This is a genomic window from Sorangium sp. So ce1504, from assembly GCF_051521635.1.
GTDB classification, from domain to species: domain Bacteria; phylum Myxococcota_A; class Polyangia; order Polyangiales; family Polyangiaceae; genus Sorangium; species Sorangium cellulosum_B.
In genome coordinates, this window is record NZ_CP150365.1 from 9327967 (window position 1) to 9348928 (window position 20962).

General features: G+C 75.4%; 4 protein-coding genes. 1 reads left to right on the top strand and 3 read right to left on the bottom strand.

Going from position 1 to position 20962, the window contains the following annotated elements; genetic code table 11:
* Nucleotides 1–108 precede the first annotated feature (108 nt).
* A complete protein-coding gene (locus WMF39_RS35190) occupies nt 109–12285 on the bottom strand; it encodes a tetratricopeptide repeat protein (RefSeq protein WP_437740848.1) in 12177 nt (4058 codons plus the stop codon).
* A gap of 750 nt (nt 12286–13035) precedes the next feature.
* On the opposite strand from WMF39_RS35190, the gene WMF39_RS35195 reads away from it, so the two are divergent.
* Entirely contained in the window at nt 13036–13281 is a 246-nt protein-coding gene (locus tag WMF39_RS35195) for a hypothetical protein (RefSeq protein ID WP_437740849.1), read from the top strand.
* Nucleotides 13282–13493: 212 nt separating this feature from the next.
* Here the strand turns inward: WMF39_RS35195 and WMF39_RS35200 are convergent, their stop codons facing one another.
* Both WMF39_RS35200 and WMF39_RS35205 read right to left on the bottom strand, forming a co-directional pair.
* Nucleotides 13494–14453 (bottom strand): hypothetical protein, encoded by a 960-nt coding sequence (locus tag WMF39_RS35200; RefSeq protein WP_437740850.1) that lies wholly within the window; start codon nt 14451–14453, stop codon nt 13494–13496.
* 239 nt (nt 14454–14692) lie between these two features.
* Entirely contained in the window at nt 14693–20719 is a 6027-nt protein-coding gene (locus WMF39_RS35205) for an AAA family ATPase (protein WP_437740851.1), read from the bottom strand.
* Between the last annotated feature and the right edge of the window lie 243 nt (nt 20720–20962).

Genomic DNA, 20962 nt, shown 5'->3' on the forward strand with positions numbered 1-20962 from the left:
GAGTCGCGCGGTTTTACGCGCTTCACGTCCTGCGCGCGCCGCCTGGGGCGGCCGCGGAGGCGGCCGCCGCGACCTGGGCATACCCGCGGAGACGCGCCGGACAGGCCCTCAGCCGGCGCGCAGCTCGTCGAGGAGCGCCCGGGCTGCCTCGAGCGAGCCGTCCTCCGAGACGGACTTGTCGAGCATCAGGCGCGCTTTCCGGCGGTCGCCGGCCGCGAGCGCCATCGCGCCGAGGTGGTAATAGGCGAGCGCCCGCGCGGCGGGCGTCGTGCCTCCCTCGCCGGGCTCGGGGGAAATCTTCATCAGGGTGACCGCGCGGTAAGCGCGCGCGGCGATGTCCTCCTCCCCCAGCCCGAGCGCGCTCTCGCCGAGCTCCATGGCGATCTCGCCGTTCTGAGGATCGTTCTCGAGCGCCCTCGTGAGCGCCGTGAGCGACTCGTGCAGATTCCCCTCGGCGTCCTCGATCCGCGCGACGCGGTGGTAGACGGCGCCGAGGTGCCGCGAGCGGCGCCCCTTGGCAGCCACGATGAGCTCGGCGGTGACCGCGCGCGCCTCCCTCGAGTCGCCCGCGGCGATCAGCGCGTCCACGAGCAGGAGGGCGACCTCGTTGTCCTCGGGGCGCAGGGAGCGCGCCTCCCGGAGCGCCGCGGCCGCTTGCGCGGCGTCGCCGACATCGAGCAGCAGGCGGCCGGCGGCGACGAGGAGCGTGAAGCGGCCGGCCACGTCGGACGCCGCGGCGGCGTCCTCGAGCGTGATGGCGGCGAGCTCGCGGTTCGCGCCGATCTCGGCGTAGAGCGCGCGCAGGCGGTCGCGGATCTCGGCGTTGCCCGGCGCGGCGCGGAGCGCGCGCTCGAGCCCGCCGCGGGCGTCGCCCAGGTGGCCCGCGCGCGCGCAGGCGCCGGCCAGGAGGAGCGCCGTGGCGACGAGGGCGTCGCCCTCCTCGAGCGCGATGAGCCTGCGGTAGACGGCGCTCGCGGCGTCCCACCGCGCGGCGGACTCCTCGAGGCCGGCGAGCGCCTTGAGCGCGGCGCGGTCCTTGGAGTCGGCGTGGAGCAGATCGCCGAGGTGGGCGCGCGCGCGCTCGACGTCGCCCGAGCGCGCGAGGATCTCGGCGAGGCGCAGCCGGAGCGCGCGCGGCGAGGCGGCGCCCGCCGCCTCCGCCGCGGCCTCGCTTGGCGCGCCCGCGGCCTCGGCCTCGGCGGACCGCGCCGCCGCGCGCCCGAGCGCCCGCTCGAGCTCGGCGACGAGCTCGCTGGCGTACTCGGCGCCGCCGAGCGCGTAGGCGCGCTCGAGATCGGCGACGGCGCGGTCGCCCTGGCCGAGCGCGCCGTGGATCTCGGCCCGCGCGCGGTAGAGCCACGGGTCGTCCGGGCTCGCCTCGAGCGTCGCCGTGAGCGCGCGGGCCGCGCGGGCGTGATCGGAGACCGCGCCGCACGCGTCGATGAGCGCGATCAAGACGTCGCGATCCCCGGGCGCGACGCGGAGGGCGCGCTCGAGGAGCTCGGCCGCCGCCGCGGCGTCGCCCGCGCGATCGCGGAGGATCTCGGCGGCGCGGCAGAGCGACTCGACGCGCGCCTCGTCGCCGTCGGCGCCGTGCGCCGTGAGCACGTGGAGCTCGGCGAGGGCGTGCCAGGCCTCGCGGGCCGCGTAGCGCGACGCGAGCTCCTCGCGGAGCCGGTCGTTCGCGGGGTAGACGGCGTACCCGGCCTTGAGGGCGGCCTCCGCCGCGGCGTCGTCGCCGCGCGCGCCGTGCAGCTCGGAGAGCTCCAGGGCGAGCTGGGCCGCCTCGGCGCCCTGCTCGGTGCGCAGGAGCTTCTCGAGCGCGTCGATGAGGTCTTCCGCGTTGTCGCGCTTCCGGCTGAGGCGCACGAGCGCGCGGAGCAGGTCGCGGTTCGCGCCGTCCCAGTCCGCGGCCCCGAGGTAGACGTCGCGCGCGCCGCGATCGTCGCCGCGCTGCTCGAGGAGGGCGCCGAGGCGCATCGAGATCGACGCGATCAACGCGACGTCCGCGCGATCCTTGGCGGCGTCGAGCTGCAGCGCGAAGAGCTCGCCGAGCTCGTCGGTGCGGCCGGCCTCCTCGAGCATGGTGGCGAGGAGGATGGCGGCCTCCACCTGGGTCGGATCCTCGTCGAGGATGTCGCGGAGCAGGACCGCCGCCTCCTCCGGCGACTCCCGCGCGAGGAGGCGCGCGCGCTCGAGGCGCAGCGCGCAGCGCTCGGAGAGATCGTCGACGAGGTGCGCCGTCTCCTCGAGCAGCGCGGAGAGGCGCGCCGCGTCGCCGCTCCGCCGGTACACGCCGGCGAGGGGCGTCCAGATCTCGCGCTCGGCGGGCTCGCGGGCGCGGAGCTCCTCGTAGAGGCGCGCTGCGCGGGAGAGGTCGGCGAGCGGGCCGGCGGCGAGCTCCGCGGCGTGCAGGAGCAGCGCGCGCTCCTCCTCGGGCGCCGAGGCGCGCGCGGCGCGCTCGCAGAGCGACGCGGCGGCCGCGAGATCGCCGGCCTCCTCGCGGAGCTCCGCGAGCGCGACGAGCGCCCACGCGGAGCCGGACGGATCGGACGAATCGGACGAACCGGACGAACCGGACGAAGATCGCGCGCCCGAGCCGACGATGCGCAGCAGGATCGACTCGGCCAGCCCGCGATCGCCGAGCGCGCGGGCGGTGCGGACGGCCTCCTCGAGGACGCCGGGGCCCTCGATCTCGGCGAGGAGCAGCAGCGCGTCCACGAGGGCGCGCGGCCGCCCGCTCTGCCGGGCGAGGCGCTCGAAGAGGCGGATCGCGCGCGGGTTCCTCGGATCGGTGCGGAGCGCGTCGCGCAGGATCGCCTCGGCCCGGTCCGGATCGGCGTGGAGGTCGAGCGCCTCTTCGAGGAGCGAGATCGCCTGATCGACGTCCGCCGCGTCCGCGGCGAGCAGCGCGGCCAGGCGGTACCGCGGCCCGGCGCGATCCGCGCCGCCCGTGGAAGCGGCCGGCGCGTCGGCGAGGCCGATGCGCTTGCCGAGCACGTCCGCCTGCGCGGCGCGATCGCCGAGGCGCGCGTAGATGGCCTCGAGCGAGCTCCACAGCTGCTCGATGTCGGCGCCCGCGTCGCGGCCCGCGGGCGGCGCGCCGGCCGCGATCTTCGCCTCCGCACGGCGGTAGACGGCAGCGGCGCGCTCCTGATCGGCCGGCGAGAGCTCGAGGGCGCGGCCGAAGCGGAGCAGGAGCGCGACTTCGTACGGCTCGGAGGCCGCCCGGGCGACGAGCCGCTCGACGAGATCGAGGTACCGCTGCGTCTGGCCCGAGCGGCGCGCGAGCTCGAGGGCGGCGTCGTGCGCGGCGCCGGCGCCCGGGGTGAGATCGAGGGCGCGCAGGCGGGCCGAGAGCGCGAGCTCCGGGCGATCGAGCGGGCCTTCGTAGAGCGACGCGAGCTCGCCGAGCGCCGCGGCGGCGTCCTCGGCGGGCCCCTCGGCAGGGCCGGCGAGCCGCGCCTCGAGGGCGCGCGCGAGCAGGTCGTGGCGCCCGCGGGCGCGCAGCGCGGCGAGGAGCTTCTCGTGCTCGGCGTCGCTCTCGCGCGCCGCCTCGAAGGCGGACTCGACGTACTCCGCCTCGCGCTCGGGCGCCCCCTGCCGGCGCGCGATCTCGCCGAGCGCGAGCAGGACCTCGGCCCGGCTGAACGAGGTGGAAGGCGGGAGGCCCACGCTGGAGCGCATCGGCGGCATCGTGCTGCGCCGCGCGCCGACGAGCCCCTCGCCCTCGTCACGGGGCCGGCGCGCGACGAGCAGCAGCGCGCGGTAGGCGCGGTGCGCGCGCTCGAGCTGGCCGTCCTCGAGGGCGAGGCCGGCGAGGCCGTGGAGCGCGTCGGGGTGCGCGGGGTCGACGCGCAGCGCGAGGTCGAACTCCGCCATCGCGCGGGCGCGATCGCCGGTGGCGAGCGCGACGCGGGCGAGCTCGTAGTGGACGAGCGCGCGCTCCTTGGGGCGGCGGGCGCCGAAGTCGGCGATGATCCCGCGCAGGGCCGCGGTCGCGTCGTCGGTCCTGCCGGCGGCGGAGAGGGCGCGGCTCCGCGCGAGGCGCAGCGAGAGGTCGTCCGGCGCGAGCGCGATGGCCTCGTCGAACAGCGGGATCGCGGCGGCGGGCGAGCCGCCGCGCGTGAGGTAGAGGTCCGCGGCCTCGCGGAGGAGCGAGAGCCGGGCCGGCGCCTCGTCGGCGCGCGCGGCGTCGCCCGCGATGAGCGCGGCCAGGGCGCTCCACGCGCCCGACGCGCGGTAGAGGTACGCGAGCCGCTCGCGCAGCGGCGCGGGCTGCGCGGCGCGGGGCAGCGCTCGCTCCAGGGCGGCGCGGGCGCGATCGGGCTCGCCGGCGGCGAGGTACGCGTCCGCGAGGCGGAGCGCCGCCTGGTGCAGCTCCTCGGGCGCCGCGCCGGCGCAGAGCCGCTCGAGCGCCTCGGCGGCGGCCGCGTGCTCGCCGCGGCGCGCGAGCAGCCGGGCGAGGGCGTCGAGCGCCTCGACGGACCCGATGTCCGCGGCGCGGCGGTAGCTGACGATCGCGCGCTCGGGCTCGTTGAGCTCGTGCTCGGCGAGGGACGCCGCCTGGAGCCAGAGCTCGGCGGCCGCCGTGCCGGCGTCCGCCGACCCGCGCGCGGCCGCCTGCTCCTCGCGGAGCAGCATGAGCTCCCGGTGCAGCCCGCCCGCCTCGAGGAGCGAGGCGAGCCTGTCGATCGACGCGCCGTGCCCCGGGCTCTCCGCGAGGTTCCGGCGGAGCAGCGCGATCGCCTCGGACGCGCGCGTGGCGTCCGCGAGGAGCTCCGCGGCGTCGTAGCGGAGCGCGACGCGGCGATCGAGATCGCCAGAGACCTCGATCTGCAGCTCGCGCAGGCGCACGAGCTCCTCGCGCCGCCGGGCCGCACGGAGCAGCGCGGCGAGGCTCTCGCCGACCGGCTCGTCCGTCGGATCGTCCGCGAACAGCCCGCCGTAGAGGGCGATCGCCTCGCCGGGCTCCGCCGCCTCGGCGGCGACGCGCAGCAGCCGGCGCCGCTCGCTCGACGCGAACGGGAGCGCGGCGCCGCGCCGGCACAGCGCGACGATCTGCGGCCTGTCGCCCGCGCCCGCGAGCATGCCGACGAGCGCGTCGATCGCCCAGAGGGCGGCGCGCGAGGCCGGCCACGCGCCGGGCGCAGGGGGCTGCTCCTCCTCGTCGACGAGGCGCTGCACGGCGAGATCGAGGAGCTCCGCCGCGATCTCGCGGGCCCGCGCCGCGTCGCCCGCGTCGCGCGCCGCCTCCACGGCCTCGCGGTAGAGGGCGAGGTCGTGCCCGGTCGCCGCGGCGAGCCGGAGCAGCGTCGGGACGAGCGAGGGCCCGCGCCGCCGCCGCAGGAGCTCCGCGAGATCGAGCAGGATCGCGCGGTTCGCCGGGTCGTGGAGGAGCGCGCGCTCGAACGCGCGCTCGGCGGCCTCCTCGTCGGCGCGCGCGTCGCGGTGCCAGCGGCCCACGCGGGCCGTGAGGTCGCGGAGCGTGGCGGCAGGGACGTCGCCGCGGCGCTCGAGCTCGGGCAGCGCGTCGGCGATCGTGTGCCAGCGGCCCGCGAGGTCCGTGAGCCGCAGGAGGCCCTCGGGCGGCTCGGCGCCGGGCGACAGGAGGAACGCGCGGAAGGCGAGCTCGAAGGCGCCCTCCCGATCGTCGCCTCGCTCCTCGAGGAGCGCCGCGGAGGCCTTCAGGATGGCGACCCGCTCGGCGTCCGTCCCGGCCGCGGTGAGCCGCGGCTCGAGCAGCGCGATCTGGCCGCGCCAGTCGTCCGCGTCGGCGCAGATCTCGAGCAACGCGCCGACGGCGGCGACCAGCGCGCCGCGGTGCTCGGCCGACGCCGGGTCGATGCGGCGGAGCAGCTCCTCGAGCCCCGCGCGCGGCGCGGGCGAGCGCGCGTCCCGCTCGCCCCCTTCGGCCGCCCCCCACTCGCCCTCCCCGCCCCCGCCCTCGACGCCCGCGCGGCGCGCGTCCCGCTCGGCTTCGTGCGCGCGGCGGTAGCCCTTCACGGCGAGCTCCCACGCGAGCGTGCGATCGCGGTGCGTGTCGCCGAGGCGCTGGAAGAGCTCAACGCTGCGCGCCGCGCCCGCCCCGCCGGGGAGCGCGCCGGCCGCGGACGCCTCGACCTCGAGCAGCGCGACGAGGTCGCCCCAGCGCTCCGCGCGCGTGTAGAGCGCGGCCAGCGCGTCCCCGCTCTCCGGGTCGGGCGCGAGCTCCTCGCGGATGCGGCGCCAGGTGGCGATGGCCTCGTCGGCGTCGCCGAGCTCGCGCTCGAAGAGCCGCGCGACGCGCCCGAGATCGCGCCGGCCGCCCGCGCCGCCGCGCACGGCCGCGCGGCGCTCCAGCACGGCCGTGAGCTCGCGGTACCGCCCGCCCTCCTCGAGCAGCGCCGCGAGTCCGTCGAGCGCCGCGAGATCCTGGCGGTCGTCGACGAGGCGCGCCGAATACGCCGCGATCGCCCGCGCCTCGTCGCCGAGCCGCGAGGAGGCGAGCCGCGCGAGCTCGCCGAGGGCCTCGCGCCGCGCCGCCGGGTCCGTCTCGATCGCGGCGAGCGTGTCGAGCACGTCGCACCGCTCGACGACGCGGTCGGCCTCCGCGAAGAGCCGATCGAGCGCGCGGGCGGCGTCCCGCGCGGACTCCGCGTCGCCGCTCGCCTCGGCGAGCGAGAAGAGCCGGCGGAAGAGCGCGATCGCCCCGTCGGCGTCGCCGAGCCGGTCGCGGCGGAGGAGCGCGGCGTCGCGCACGAGCGAGAGCGCCTGCCGCGCGTCGCCGGCGCGCGGCTCGGCCGCGGCGAGGACCTCGGCGAGGCGGTCGTGCCGGCCGAGGCGCTCGGCGAGCTCCGCGAGCTCCGCGCGATCGCCGGCCTCCGACGGCCTGAGCTCGACGAGCTCGGCGAGCCGCGCGAACGCGCCCGGCTCGTCGCCGAGGGCGTCGCGGCGCAGCCGCACGATCTCGCGCAGCAGCGCCGGGCGGTCGCCGGCGTCGGCGCCCTCGAGCTGGATCTCGAGCACGCGCACGAGGTCGGTGGGCCTCGCCTCCTCGCGGTAGCGCTTCGCGAGCAGCGCGGCCGACCGCTGCCGCGCGGCGAGCGCGCCGGCCTCGCCGGCGGGCGCCTGCTCGGGCGGCAGCCCCCCGAGGATCCGCTCGAGCAGCGCGAAGGCGTCGACGGGGCGCGGCGCCGCGCGGACAGCGCGCGGCTCCGGGGGCGCGTCGAGGAGCTTCTCGACCACGGGGAGCGCCGACGCGGCGTCGCCGACGCCCTCGATCCAGAGGAGCGCGACGCGCTCGCGGAGCCGATCCGCGGCGTCGCCGGAGAGCCTCGGCAGCTCGGCCGACAGGAGATCGATGAGCGGGCGGTGCCTGCCGTGCCGCTCGTAGAGCCGCTCGAGCGCGGCGCGGGTGCGCGCGTCGTCCTGGAGCGGGAGGAGCTGCTCAAGGTAGCGCATCGTGCGCTCGCCGTCGCCGGCGAGGTCACGCGCGACGGCCGCGGCGTCCTCCAGGAGGAAGACGCGCTCGTCGGCCGCCGAGGTGCGCTCGAGCATCGCGTCGTAGAGCGCGAAGAGGTCCTCCCAGCGCTCGGCCGCGTTGTAGGCGAGCTTCAGCCGCTCGAAGCCCCAGAGCGAGCCAGGCACGAGCTCGACGAGCCGGCGGAGCAGCGCGAGGGCGGCCTCCGGCGCGTCGAACCACTCCTCGTGGTGCTCGACGGCCCGCCGGCCGATCTCCTCGACGATGTCGGGCGGGAGCGCCGCGCCCGCGTCGAGCGCCGCGGCGTGCGCGGCCGCGACGCGCTCGGGCTGCTTCGCCCGGCGGCCGAGCTCCTCGAGCCGATCCCAGAGGGCGAGCTCGCCCGGCAGCTCCGAGACCGCGCGCAGGGCGACGCCGAGGCCGCGCGGCGCGTCGTGGTCGTGGTGATCGAGCAGGCGCTCGAACCAGCCGCGGCGGACGGCGGCGCGCTGCGCGGCCGCGAGGCTGCCCGCGTCGAGCAGGGCGCCCGGCGCGGCGTCCGCCGGCGAGCTCGCGAGGAGCGCCTCCAGCAGCGCGACGCGCGCCTCGGGATCGTCGAGCGCGTCGCACGCGCGCTCGAGGAGGAGCGCCGCGCGCGCCTGCGTCTCGGGGCGCCCGAGCGCGCGCTGCACGATCTCGATCACCGCGGGCTCGATCGTCCCGGCCTCGATCGCGGGCGCGACCGCGTCGAGCGCGTCCGCCGGCCGATCCAGCCGATCGAAGAGGAGCGTCGCGAGCTCGACGTCGAGCGCGACGCGCGCGCTGCCCTGGCTCCGGTCGCGGCGCGCAGCGAGCACCTCCGCCGCGCCCTCGTGATCGCCCACCTCGGCGAGGAGGCGCCCCCGCGCCGCGAGCGCGTCGTCGTTCTCGGGATCCGCCTCGAGCAGCCGGGCGTAGAGCGCCGCGGCCGCCGCGCGGTTGCCGATCTCCTCTTCCCACGCGGCCCACGCGGAGAGCGCCCTCGGGCGCTCGCCCTCGCGCCCGCGCTCCACGAGGAGCGTGAAGAGCCAGCGCCGGTCCACGCGGCGCGCGAGCGTGTCGGGGCTCTGCGCGAGGAACGCGCGGAACGCCTCCAGGGCGGCGGCGTCGAGCGCGCCCAGCGCGGCGTCGCCGTCGTCGTGGGGCGAGAGCAGGCGCCGGTAGACGGACGCGGCGTCGTCCTGCCGCTCGGGATCGGCGGCGAGCACGCGCGCGAGCGCCGCCTCGATCGCCCGGGCGCGCGCCGCCGCCCTGCCGGCGGCCGCGCCCCCCTCCCCCTCGGCGCTCATGCGATCGCGGAGATCGAGCGCGGCGTCGACGAAGCGCGACGTCGCGCGCGCCCGGATCGCCGCGTCCTCGAGCGCCGCGAGCGCCGCGAGCGCCTCGTCGTCGGACGCCGCGGTGTCGAGCAGGACCTCGCAGACGGCCGCGAGCCGGGCCCAGGCCCCCTGCCCGCGGTAGAGCGCCGCGAGGCGGGCGGCGGCGTCGCGGTGCTTCGGCGCGACGGAGAGCACGCGCTCGTAGAGCTTCTGCGCTCGCTCCGGATCCGCGAGCGGCCCCTCGGCGAGCCCGGCGGCGCGCTGCCAGGCCGTCACCGCGGCGTCGAGGTCGCCCGGAGCGGCCTGCGCCGCCGGGGCGTCCGCCGCGCGCGCGGCGTCGGGCGCGTCGCGTGCGTCGGCCGCGCGGATGCCGAACGCCGCGAGCTCACCGAGGCGCTCCAGCCAGAGCGCCTCGTCCAGGGGATCGCCCGCGGCGGCGACGCGCCGATCGAGCACCTCGCGGAGCAGCGCCGGGTCGCCCGCGGACAGCGCGAGCGCCTCCATCGCGGCGAGCGCAGCGCCGTCGAGCGCCGCGCCGCTCGAGAGGCTCGCGCGGTAGTGCGCGACCGCGCTCGGGACCTGCCCGCCCCTCGCGGCCGCGTCCGCCATGCGCAGCTCGTGGGCGACGCGCGCGTCGGGCGCCACGCCCGGGAGCCGCTCGGCCAGCGCGCCGTAGAGCGCGCCCCACGCGCCGCCCGCCGCGTACGTATCGAGCAGCGCCTCGTACGCCGCGTCGTCGCCCGCGTCGTCCTCGATGGCCGCGCGGTAGGTCGCGGCCGCCCCGGCGAGGTCGCCGACGTCGCGGCGCTGGATGGTGCCGATCGCGTGCAGGAGCTCGCGCCGCCGCGCGGGCGCGCACGGCTGCGCGAGCGCCTCGCGGTAGAGCGCGAGCCGCTCCTCGGGGCTGCCCTGCTCGCGCAGGAGCGCGTCGACGCGCGCGATGAGATCGAGCGACGAGGGCTCGAAGGCGAGCGCGCGGCGGTAGAGGGCGAGCGCCTGGGTCACGTCGCCGCTCGCGAGCAGCGCCTCGCCCGCGCGCCGCGCGAGGTGCGACAGCGCCGGGCTGTCCACCGCGCGATCCCCGAGCGCCCCCGCGAGCGCCGGCGCGCGGCGCGCGGACTCGCTGCCGTGCTCCGTCAGCCGCTCGACCTCGGCGACCCACCGCGCGAGCCGCTCCGGCGCGTACGCGGTCGCGAGCGAGAGCCCGCGCGCCGAGAGATCGAGCGCCTTCCTCGGGTCCCTGAGCTCGCGCTCGGCCACGGCGGCGGCCTCCTCGAGCGCCGCGAGCCTGCCCGACACGTCGGCCGGCGTCGGCGCGGACGCGCCGGGGGCCCACGCGACGGGCCCGAGCTCCGCCTTCGTCTCGAGCACGCGCACGAGCAGCGGCGCCGCTTTCTCTGCGCGCGCGATCGGCTCCAGCACCGCGCAGGCCGCGAGCCGCTGATCGTCGGTCAGCAGCAGGTGGGAGCTCTGCCGCGACGATTCCGCGCCGGCGGCGCTGTTGCCCGGGGGCGCGCCCAGCATCTTCTCGACCGCGAGCCGGCTCGGTCGGTCGGTCGGATCGAGCGCGAGCGCCTCGCGGTACGCGGCGATCGCGCCGGCCGGATCGTCGAGCCGCGCCATGCGGATCGCGCCGATCCGGGCGAGCACCGAGGCGCGGTCCTGCCCGGCCGCGAGCTCCGCCTCGGCCTCGAGGAGCGCCTCGAGCTCGGCCCAGCGCCGCTCCTGCTCGAGCAGCGGGACGAGCCGCGCGTGCGCCTCGCGCGACGGCCCGAACGCCGCGAGGTAGCGGCGCCAGGCGGCGACGGCGGCGGGCAGATCCGCGAGCCGGGTGCGCAGCTCGGCCGCGCGGAAGGCGAGCTCCCGCGCCGCGCGGCGGTCCGGCTCCGCCTCGGCGCGCCGCTCGAGGACCCACGCGAGGCCCTCGTGCGCCGAGGTGGCCTCGTACAGCCGCTCGAGCGCGGCGAGCGCGCCCGGCTCGCGCGAGGAGCCCGACTCCGCGAGCCTGCGGTAGGCCGCGATCGCGCCCGCGGCGTCGCCGAGCTCCTCCTCGTAGAGCCGCGCGAGCCGCTCCGCCGCGGCCTCGCGCGCCTCGGCCTCCGGCTCGGCCTCGGCGAGCCGCTCGAGCGCGCCCGCGAGCCCGCGCGCGTCGCGCTCGCGCTCGCAGAGCTTCGCGAGCCCGCGGGCCGCGCGCCGCGCGGCCGCGTCGTCGGGCTCGCCGTCGAGCGCCTGCTGGAACGACGCGCGCGCCTTCCTGCCGTCCCCGAGGCCCTCGTACAGCTCGCCGAGCTCGGCGGCGATGCGGGCCTTGAGCGGCTTGTCCTTGGCGCCGGCCGACGCGCGCACGAGCACGCGCGCCGCGTCGGCCTGGCGGTCGAGCGCCGACGCGAGCGCGACGAAGCGCTCGCGCACCGCCTCGTCGGACGGGTCGACCGCGAGGATCTGCTCCGACAGCGAGAACGCCGACGCGAGATCGCCGAGCCGCTGGAACTGCAGCTCGACGAGCCGCTTCTGCACCTCGACGCGGCGCGGCCCGCGCAGGTTCTCGATCTGGAGGGCCATCATCCGCGCCGCCTCCGGGGCGTCCCCGCGGCGCGCGTGGGCCGCCTCGAGCGCCGCGGCCGCGCGCACGAGGACGGTCTTGCGCGCGAGCAGGGCCTCACCGGCGCGGAGGGCGGCCTCGTGGCCCGGGTCCTGCGCGAGCACCTCCTCGACGTGCGGCAGCGCCCGCTCGATCTCCTTGAGCGGGCCGCTGTAGAGATCGATGAGCCGCGCGCGGATCTCGAGCGCGTCGGGCGGGGGCGCCTCCGCGGTGAGCGCCTGCTCGAGCATCCTCGCGATCTCCTGGTGCCGCCCGGCGCGCGCGTAGCGCGCCTCGAGCTCCCAGCGCGCCGAGGCGTCGGCGGGGTCGACCTTGAGGATCTGCTGGAGCAGCTTGATCGCGCGCTCCTCGTCGCTCGCGCCGTTTCCGTTGACGTCGACGAGCTCGAACGCGCGGCGGAGCAGCGACAGCTGCTCGGCGCGGTCCGGGCGGTGGCCCGCCGCGAGGGCGTAGAGGTCCGCGAGCTTCGCCGGCTCGTTCGCCTCCTGGAGGATGCGCTCGAGCCGGAAGAAGGACTCCTGGTGCGAGGGCAGCACGGAGAGCGCCCGCTCGAGGTAGGGGCGAGCGCCGCCGGGGTCGCCGAAGGAGTCGGCGAGGAACTCGGCGGCGCGCACGAGGACCTCGGCCTGGGCGGCCTGCGGGAGCATCCCGAACCGCCGCTCGCCGACGAGGCGCTCGTAGGCGAACGCGAGCTCGGAGAACCGGTCGTGGCGGGCGGAGGTCTCGTGGAGCTTCGCCCAGAGCTCGGGGTGCAGGCTCCCCTTGGCCGCCGCGGCCACGAGCACGTCGAGCGCGGCCGCTTCGTTGTCGATCCCCTGCTCGAGCGCGGCTTCGAGGTTGTCGATACGGAACGAGACGCGCGCGCTCTTCGTGTCCTGCTGCATGTGGATCCGGACCTCGGCTGGCGGTGGAGCAAGGGGCCGGCGTGCCGGCGCTTCCGTCGAATCTGCGCCCGCAGTGCGCTGCGGAGCGCTGCCCAAGGTAACAGGAGCGTTTCCCAAATGGGCTCGGGGATCGGGGCCCGGCGCTGGGGGGGGCGGGCTCGACCGCCGGGGGCGGCGTCGCGCGGCATGCGGGAACGCCGCGGCGGCGCGACGAATGGCCTGGGCAGAGGTGATGAGACGCGGTGAGGCGTGTGGGGGCGACTGCCCCTGCTCCAGCCGGCGGGCGCTGCGCAAAGCGCCCGCGAGCGCCGCGAGCCAGCCCCCTGTCGAGGCGGCCTCGAAGGCGCGGCCAGCGGGCGCGCGCGTGGTGGCCTATTGTCTGCTCTTCAGCGCTCGGGTAGGCGCACCGCCGCGGAATTGCCACCTCGAGCGCCGGGGCGGCCCGAGCAAGGGGGCGATGACGCCGGGGTCTGCTCGATAGCGCAGGCCGCGCAGCGTGGCTGATCATGTTGGAGGCGCCCGCCCGACTCTCGCCTTCGACATACCCGAGCCTGCTTCGACGAACCCGATGAATCCAATCGTGATGCTCGACGACTCAAGGTCGGCGCGCTGGGCAACTTGACCGGTCCTCCGCTGGGCACCAGGAGATGCTTGGTATCCGCGCAGGGAAGCGTCCGCTCGTCGACGGCGAGCACCTCGCAAGATGAGGCGCAGGGCGCGCGGACGGGGTCTGCGCAGAAAGGAATCGTTATGCGCATCGAAAAGGCGATTCTCGGCAGCCTCGCCGCAGCCGCGCTGTTCGGGGCCGGGCCGCTGGACGCACGAGCGAGTGAGCCCGTGGCGACAGCGCAGAACGCGGTGGCCAGCCCGGCCGGCTGGAATCTCGCGGGGAGCAAGCCGGAGGCGTACGCGGTCGGCACGACGGTGCCCACCACGGAGCTGTCGCTGGCCAAGACGCTCCCGCAGCGGCCGGTGAACCTCGGCTTCGACGACTGACAGCGCCTCGCCTCCGATTGAACCCACACCTGCACGCGCCCTCTCGACGGCGCCTATCACGACGAAGGCGATCTGCTCGGTCGGAGCCAGCGTGGTCCTCTGCAGACGCGCGAGGTCGGTGACGTGCTGCCCGAGAACGCACGACATCTTGGGCCGCCGTGAGCCAGCCCGAGGGCCTCGGTCAAACGCCGGCTCCTCGCGGGCAACGGACGTTACTTGGCGGCTTCGAAGCTGAGCGCGAAGCGGGCGCGGCGCGGGGTCGTGCCGGCGAGGTGGATTCTCTCCACAATACGGCTCACGCATTGATCGCTGTCGACACCCGTGTAGCCGCCCAGCTTGGCGGCGCTATCCGGGCTGAGCTCGATATCGAGCTCGGCGGGGCTCTTCGGCGGCTCGGCGTAGCAATACGGCACCCGGCGCGACAGCACCTCCTCGAGCAAAGCGATCTCCTGCTTGCTCAAGGCCTTCGCGCTCTCCGCGTTTGCCTTCGCGATCACCCGCACCTTGGGCTTGCCTCCCAGGCGGAAGACGTCGCACGCGATCCGGCCCTGCTGCGACCTGCCGTTCGCGGCCTCGAGCCGCGCCTTCGCCGCGTCGGCCTTCTTCTCGCGGTCGGTGTCCGTGTAGACCTTCACGAGCGAACAGCACGCGCTCACCGAGCCGCTCGCGCACGCTCGATCCAGCGCCTTCTCGGCGATCGCCGCGTGAATCTTCGCGGGCTCGAGGTCCATGTGCAGCTCGCCGCGCTCCTCGCAAGCGGCGACTTCTCCTGCGTTGCAGGCGCGGTCGAAGCTCTCGTCGACCTCCTTGTCGTGACCGTCCTGACTCGAGAGCGCACGGCCGAGCGCGAAGCAGCTCTTCGCGCTCTTCTGGCACGCGACGCGGAGCTCCTTCAGGTGTACCTCGCGCTTGTCACACGCGCTCTTCGCGCCGAGCTTGCACGCCTCGCCGAACGCCCGCAGCGCAGACCCGAGCGAGAACCCCGGGGTCGCCTTGTCTTCCGTCTTCGCGTGGAGGTCGCCCAGCGTCTCGCACGCGGCCGCCTTGCCCGCCGCGCACTCGGTCTCGCAGGTCTCGATGTCCTGCGCTTCGCTGCACGTCTTCGCCGGAGCGGGGGCCGCGGTCGGCGCGGGCTCGGCGGGCGCCGGGCTCACGACCGGAGCAGGCGCCACGCCGCTCGCACCAGGGGGCGCCTGCGCGGGCGGGGCGGCCGCCGGCGGAGCCGGTTGACCGCACGCCACGAGCGAAGCAGCAGCGCAGCACGGGAGGAGAATGGCAGCGAGGCGCATTTTCACGGGCGCCACCGTACAGCCATTCCGAGCTGGCAGGGCGGAAAAACGGGATCGCTGGAAGACGCCAATCACCCGGAAGAGGAGCGCGAAGGACCCGCTGCCTATCGCCGCCCACGCCGTCACGGCGAGGTGGATCCTCTCGCCGTGTCCGATTCGGCCTCTGCCGGGAGCAAAGGGAGCTCGACGATGAACGCGGCGCCTGCGCTCGGCGCGCTCTCGACGCGGATGGCGCCGCCATGGGCCGTGATGATCCATCGAACGATGTAGAGGCCGAGGCCGAGGCCGCCGAAGTTGCGGACAGAGACGGCGCGCTCGAAGCGCTCGAAGATGCGGGCCTGATCGGCCTCGGCGATGCCCATGCCGTGATCGCGGACGACGAGCAACGCGCGATCACCCTCGCGGCGCACGGCGACGTGAATGGGGCCCCCGGCGCCGTACTTGATCGCGTTGGACAGAAGGTTGATGAGGACCTGCTCCATGCGAGAAGGATCCCAGCGCCCGACCACGGGCTCGTCCAGATCGAGCTCGGCGCGGCAGCGGGCGTCGTCGAGCTGCTGGTGCATCCGCTCGACGACCTCGCGCGCCACCGCCGCCAGGTCGACCGGCGCTCGCGAGAGGGTCAACCGGCCTGCGTTCAGGCGCGTGACGTCGAGCAGCTCGTTGACCAGGTGGGCGAGCCGCGCGATCTGTCGGTTGAGGACCTGGATCGCGGCGTCGATGCGCTCCGGGGCGATCTCCGCGCGCCGGTAGCGAGGCAATAGCCGGGCGAGGAGGTGGGCCTGCATCGTCAGCGAGGTGAGCGGGGTCTTGAGCTCGTGCGAGGCGACGAGGAGGAACTCGTCCCGGCGCTCGATCGCCTGCTGGGCCTCGGCGAACAGGCGCGCGTTGTCGAGGGCGAGCGCGGCGCGGCTGCCGAGCTCCTCGGCGAGCCACAGGTCGGCGGGCCGATAGCGGCGCCCGGGCGCGGTCGCCAGCAGGGTCATGACCCCGAAGCGCCGGTCGCGCGCGAGGAGCGGGACGCGGAGGAAGGAGTGAACGCCGAGCCGCTCGAGGAGCGGCGCCACGCGGACGTCGCCCACCTCGATCCGGTCCGGCGCGGTCGCTGCCAGGGGCCGCAGCGCCTCGATCACCGCGCCGGCGAGCTCGGCCGGCACGCCCGCGGTGACCGCGGTGACCGTGGATCCAGGGGTGCCCTGGGCGAGGTCCACGTCGATGACGCACCGGTCGGCCAGCTCGGGGACCGCGAGGTGCGCCACGCTCTCGAGGGTCGCGCCGTAGCCGAGGGCCATCAGCTTGCGGCTCGCCTCGGCGAGGAAGCGCTCGGCGATCTCGGCCCGCTTGCGCTCGGTGATGTCGGTGGAAATGCCGCAAAGGACGCCGGGCATGACCTCCTCGCCGAGAGGGAACTTGACCGACAGGAAGGTGCGCTGATCGTCTTCTACCAGCGTCTCCTCCTCGAACTCCAGCGGCTCGCCCGCGTCGAGCACCCGCCGGTCGTTGGTCTGGAGCACCTCGACGCACGCATTGCGAAAGAGCTCGGCGTCGGTCTTTCCAAGGAGCTCATCGCTCGGCAGGCCGAGAAGGTTGCCCGCCTGGCGGTTGGCAAGCAGATACCGGCCCTCGCGATCCTTGAGGTAGATGGCCGCGGCGGAGTTGTCGACGATGGCCTGCAGCGTCGCCTGGTTGGCCTTCAGCGCCTGCTCCGCCCGCCGCCGCTCGGCGTTCTCCTGCTCGACCTTGGCATAGAGCATGGCGTTCTCGAGCGAGATGGCCGACTGCGAGGTGAGCAGCTCGAGCACGCTGAGCCGCCCTGGGGTGAACGCGCCGGCCACGAGCCCGTTCTCCAGGTAGAGCACGCCGAGCAGCCGGGCCTGCCGCATGATCGGGAGGCACAGCACCGACCTCGGCCTCTTCTCCGTGAAATACTCGTCCTCGGAGAACGTGTGCTTGGCCGTTGCGTCGTCGAGCAGCACGCGCTCGTGGCTGCGAAGGACGTAGTTGAGGATGGATTGCGGCAGCGCCCCCGGCGCCTCGCCCGCGTCGAACAGGCGCGCCGCGCCCCCGGACGCGGCGATCGCCGCCGCGGTCGACATGCGATCCTCCCGGATCAGGAGCACATGGCCTTCGTCGGCGCCTGCGTGCTCGATCACCGTGCGCAGGAGCATCTCGAGCAGGCGCGGGAGCTTGAGCTCGCCGGAGATGCTCTGAGAGGCCTTGACGACGGACAGGACGTCGAACTGCTCGGCCCGGACGGCGAAGGTGACGGTGGGCGCGATCGGCCTGCGCTCCACGAGGTGGGGATAGCGCTGGTCGAGTTGCTCGACCTTGGCGTGGGCGCCCCAGCGAAAGTAGGCGGCGCGGGCGTCTCGCAGGTAGGCGACGGCGGGCGTGGGCAGGCCGCGCGCGCGGTAGAACCCAGCGGCGAGCTCGCAGGCGATGGCCTCGTGCTGGACGAAGCCGCCCTCCCGCGCCGACCCGATGGCCTGCTCGTAAAGCCGCACCGCCTCCGATTCCTGCCCGCGGAGCCGGGCTATCTCGGCGCGGATCAGGGCGTGCTTGTGGAAGAAGTTGTCGGGGCAGCTCGAGGCCCACTCGCCGAGCTGCCGCTCGCAGTCGAGTAGACCCGCGGGGAGCTCCTCTGCCGGGGATGGCCGCGCCCCGTGTTGCTCGTGCGGCGCGCGCGCGTCGCACGAGACGGCCGCGAGCGCCAGCGCGTAATAATAGCAGTTCTCGGCGATGAGCGCGGAGGGCTCGGTCCTGAGGGGGTGGTCGACGATCACGCGCGTCGCCGCGGCGAGCGCCTCTCCGGGAGGGCCGAGCACGAAGAGCGCCTGGGCCTTCATGCTGTAATGGAGGCCGCGAGCGCCCCGCAGTTCGCCCTCGTCGAGCCGCGCCTCGAAGGCCGACGGGGCCAGATCAGAGCCGTCCAGCGTCGCGTAGCCGACCGGCCTCCCTCGCAGCGTCTGGATCATGGCGTGGCCGCTGAGGAGGGGTCCGTGCGCGAACGCGTAGCGCGTCCTGCGCACGAAGCCGAGGCGCTCCTCGACTTCGTGGAGCACGTCCTCCAGCGGCCCGCCGGAGAGCAGCTGGAACAGCGGGGCCCAGATACAGTTGAAACACGCCATGTTCAGGTCGCCGGACTCGACCGCGGCGCTGAAACCGGCGCGCGTGTACGGAGTTGTCTCTCGGTAGTGGCGTGTCCAGAAGACGACGTGCTGTCCGAAGAGGGTGAACACCAGCGCTTTCAGGGTGAGGAGGCCGCTCCTGTCCGCCAGGTCGTGGCCGACCTTTCCGAGCAGGTACGCTTCCCGGTATCGCCCGAGCCGCGGGCCGAGCATCCGCGCGAAGGCCGCATAGGCATGGGCGGAGCTCTCGGCGTTGCCGTGGCGCAGGCTGAGCTTCACCATGCGAACGATGGCGAGGCAGTGGAGGTCCTGGTCCACGAAGATCGCGGGGCCGGCCACGCCGTGCAGCACGGCCATCAGGAGCTTGCTCGCCCGGTGCTCCATGGGGGGCAGGTGGAGCAGATCCTCGATCGCACGGTCGCGCAGGGCCTGCCAGACGCTCTCGATCTCTTCTGTGACCTGTGCCTCGGTGGGATGGGGCGGAAGATCGATATCCCAGGTGCGGAGCCACGAGAGCCCGATCTCCACGGCGTGGTCGCTTCGCCCGCGGGTCTGGTAGAAGACGACCGCGAGCTCCACGACGGCGGCGCGCTCGATCTTGGTCTTCGCGTGCTCCAAGAGCTCCTCGAGGAGCCGCTCGGTCTCCTCGAAACCGCCGGTGACGTACGCGGCGCGCGCACGCTCGAGGCTCAGGTCGTAGGTCAGCTCGTACCGGGTCTCCCAGCGCTCGCGGGGATCTTTCGCGAGGAGGGCCATGCCGGCGGCGAAGAGGGCTGCGGCGGACTGGTAGGCGGCGGCGGCCTTGGCCTTCCTGCCGGCGCGGAGGTTGAGGGCGGCGAGCTCGTCGCGCTCCGCCTGGGAACGCAGGAGGACGGCGCCGCGGTTGAGGTGGTCCACGATGTCGAAGAGCGCGTCCTCGCGCTCCTCCGGGCGCCGTGCCTTCAGGAGCAGCTGGCCGATCCGGAGGTGCACTTCGGGCAGCTGTCCCGCCGGGATGAGCGAATAAGCGGCCTGCTGCACCCGGTCGTGGAGGAAGCGGTAGGAGGACCCTCTCCGGCAGACGAGCAGCCCCTCGCGCACGGCCTCCTCGAGCGCCTCGCGGAGCTCTTCCGCCGGGCGGCTCGCGACGATCGCGAGGGCGTCGAGGTCCGCGCTGCTGCCGAGGCACGCGGCGAGCTTGAGGGCGTCGCGCGTGGGAACGGGGAGCCGCTTCAGCTTGCCCACCATCAGCTCGACGATGTTGTCGGTGAAGCCCTGGTCGCGGATGGCGGCGAGGTCCCACCGCCACGCGCCCTCGTCGGCGTCGAAGGTGATGAGCCCCTCTTCGTGCAGGGTGATGAGGAACTGGAGCACGAAGAACGGGTTGCCTCCGGTCTTCTCGTAGACGAGCCGGGAGAGCGGCGCGGCCGGGGCGTGGACCGCCTCGGCGACGAGGGCGCCGACGTGGGGGGGAGAGAGCGGCGCGAGGGCGATGTCGTCGACAGGGACGCCGTGCTTCTGCGCCTCGGCCAGCGTGAGCCGGAGCGGGTGCGCGGGGCCGACCTCGTTGTCGCGGTAGGCGCCTATCAGCAGCAGGTGCGCGGCGTCGGCGCGGGTGGCGAGCTGCTCGAGCAGCTGGAGGCTGGCCGCGTCGGCCCACTGAAGATCGTCGAGGAACAGCGCGACGGGGTGCTCCTTCTGGGCGCACGCCGCGACGAACCGCTGGAGCGTCGCGTGCAGCCGGCTCTGCGCCTCGGCGGGCGGGAGCTCGGGCACGGGCGGCTGGGGGCCGAGGAGCAGCGCGAGCTCGGGGAGCAGGTCGGCGAGCAACCCGCCGTTCTGGCCGAGCGCCTCGCGGAGGCGCTGCCGCCAGCGGTCGGCCTGCTCCTCGCTCGCGCACAGGATCTCCCGCGAAAGCGCCCGGAAGGCCTGGATGAAGGCGTGGAGGGGGATGTCGCGCTTCAGCTGATCGAACTTGCCGGAGAGGAAGAAGCCCCGCTCGCGCACGATGGGCCTGCGCAGCTCGGCGACGAGCGACGACTTTCCGATGCCCGAGTAGCCCGACACGAGCACGAGCTCGGGCCGGCCGCTCGCGACCACGCGCCCGAACGCGGCGAGCAAGGCCTGGAGCTCGCGCTCGCGGCCGTAGAGCCGCTGCGGGACCTGGAACCGAGCGGGGACGTCGCGCTGGCCGAGCGGAAAGGCCTCGATGGTGCCGCTCGCGCGCAGCCGGCCGACGCACCGGTCGAGGTCGTACCGCAGGCCGAGCGCGCTCTGGTAGCGCGCCTCGGCGGCCTTGGCGAGCAGCTTGAGCACGATCGCGGACAGCTGCAGGGGAATCAAGGGGACGAGCGCGTGCGGCGGCCGCGGCGCCTGGGCGATGTGGCAGTGGACCCACTCGACGGGGTCGCTTGCATGGAAAGGCAAGGTGCCGGTCAGCATCTCGTAGAAGGTGATGCCGAGGGAGTAAAGGTCGGTGCGCTCGTCGATCCAGCGGTTCATGCGGCCCGTCTGCTCGGGCGCCATGTACGCGAGCGTGCCCTCGATGAGCCCGTCGTATGCGAGCTCGTCGGCCTCGCGGGGCGAGAGGGAGGCAATGCCGAGATCGGTGATCTTCACCTCGCCGGTGTCGGGGTTGTGGAGCAGGTTCTGGGGCTTGATGTCCTTGTGAATGACGTGCCGCCGGTGGAGCTCGGCGAGCGCGCCGGCGAAGCCGATGGCCAGGGGCAGGAAGCGCTCGATCGGCATGGGGCCGCCGAGGCCCCGGTCGAGCGAGCGGCCACCGAAGTCCTCCAGGACCAGGGTCACCTGGTCGCGGAACGTCTCGATCCCGTAAGCCTTGACGACGACCGGCGACTCGAGCGCCCTGGCGATCTCGAGCTCGTGCTGCAGGCGCCCCAGGGCGCGCGGGCTCGCGTGGTCGCGCCGCAGGGCCTTGAGCACCACCGGCAGGCCGTCCTCCTCGCGTCTCGCGTGATAGAGGATCGTATCCGCACCTCGGTGGAGCACTTCCAGTACGCAGTAACGTGGGCTATCAGACATATGTGGAAGGGTCGAGCGCCGGAGCGGCCCCGAGGCGCCGGCCGATTTGCGATGGTGGCAAAAGGACCGCGCTTTGCCACGGGAAACGGCGGCGCAATCCTGGGCCGGCTCGCCCGCGACGCCCCGTCATGCCCGGCGAGCCTTAGGAGCAGGAGCGCTCGCGAGCACCTCCCTCGCTCCGTCGCCCTTGCCCGGCGCGCTGGCGCTGTGATAATTTTTTTGATGACTCGGAGTTCGGGGGGG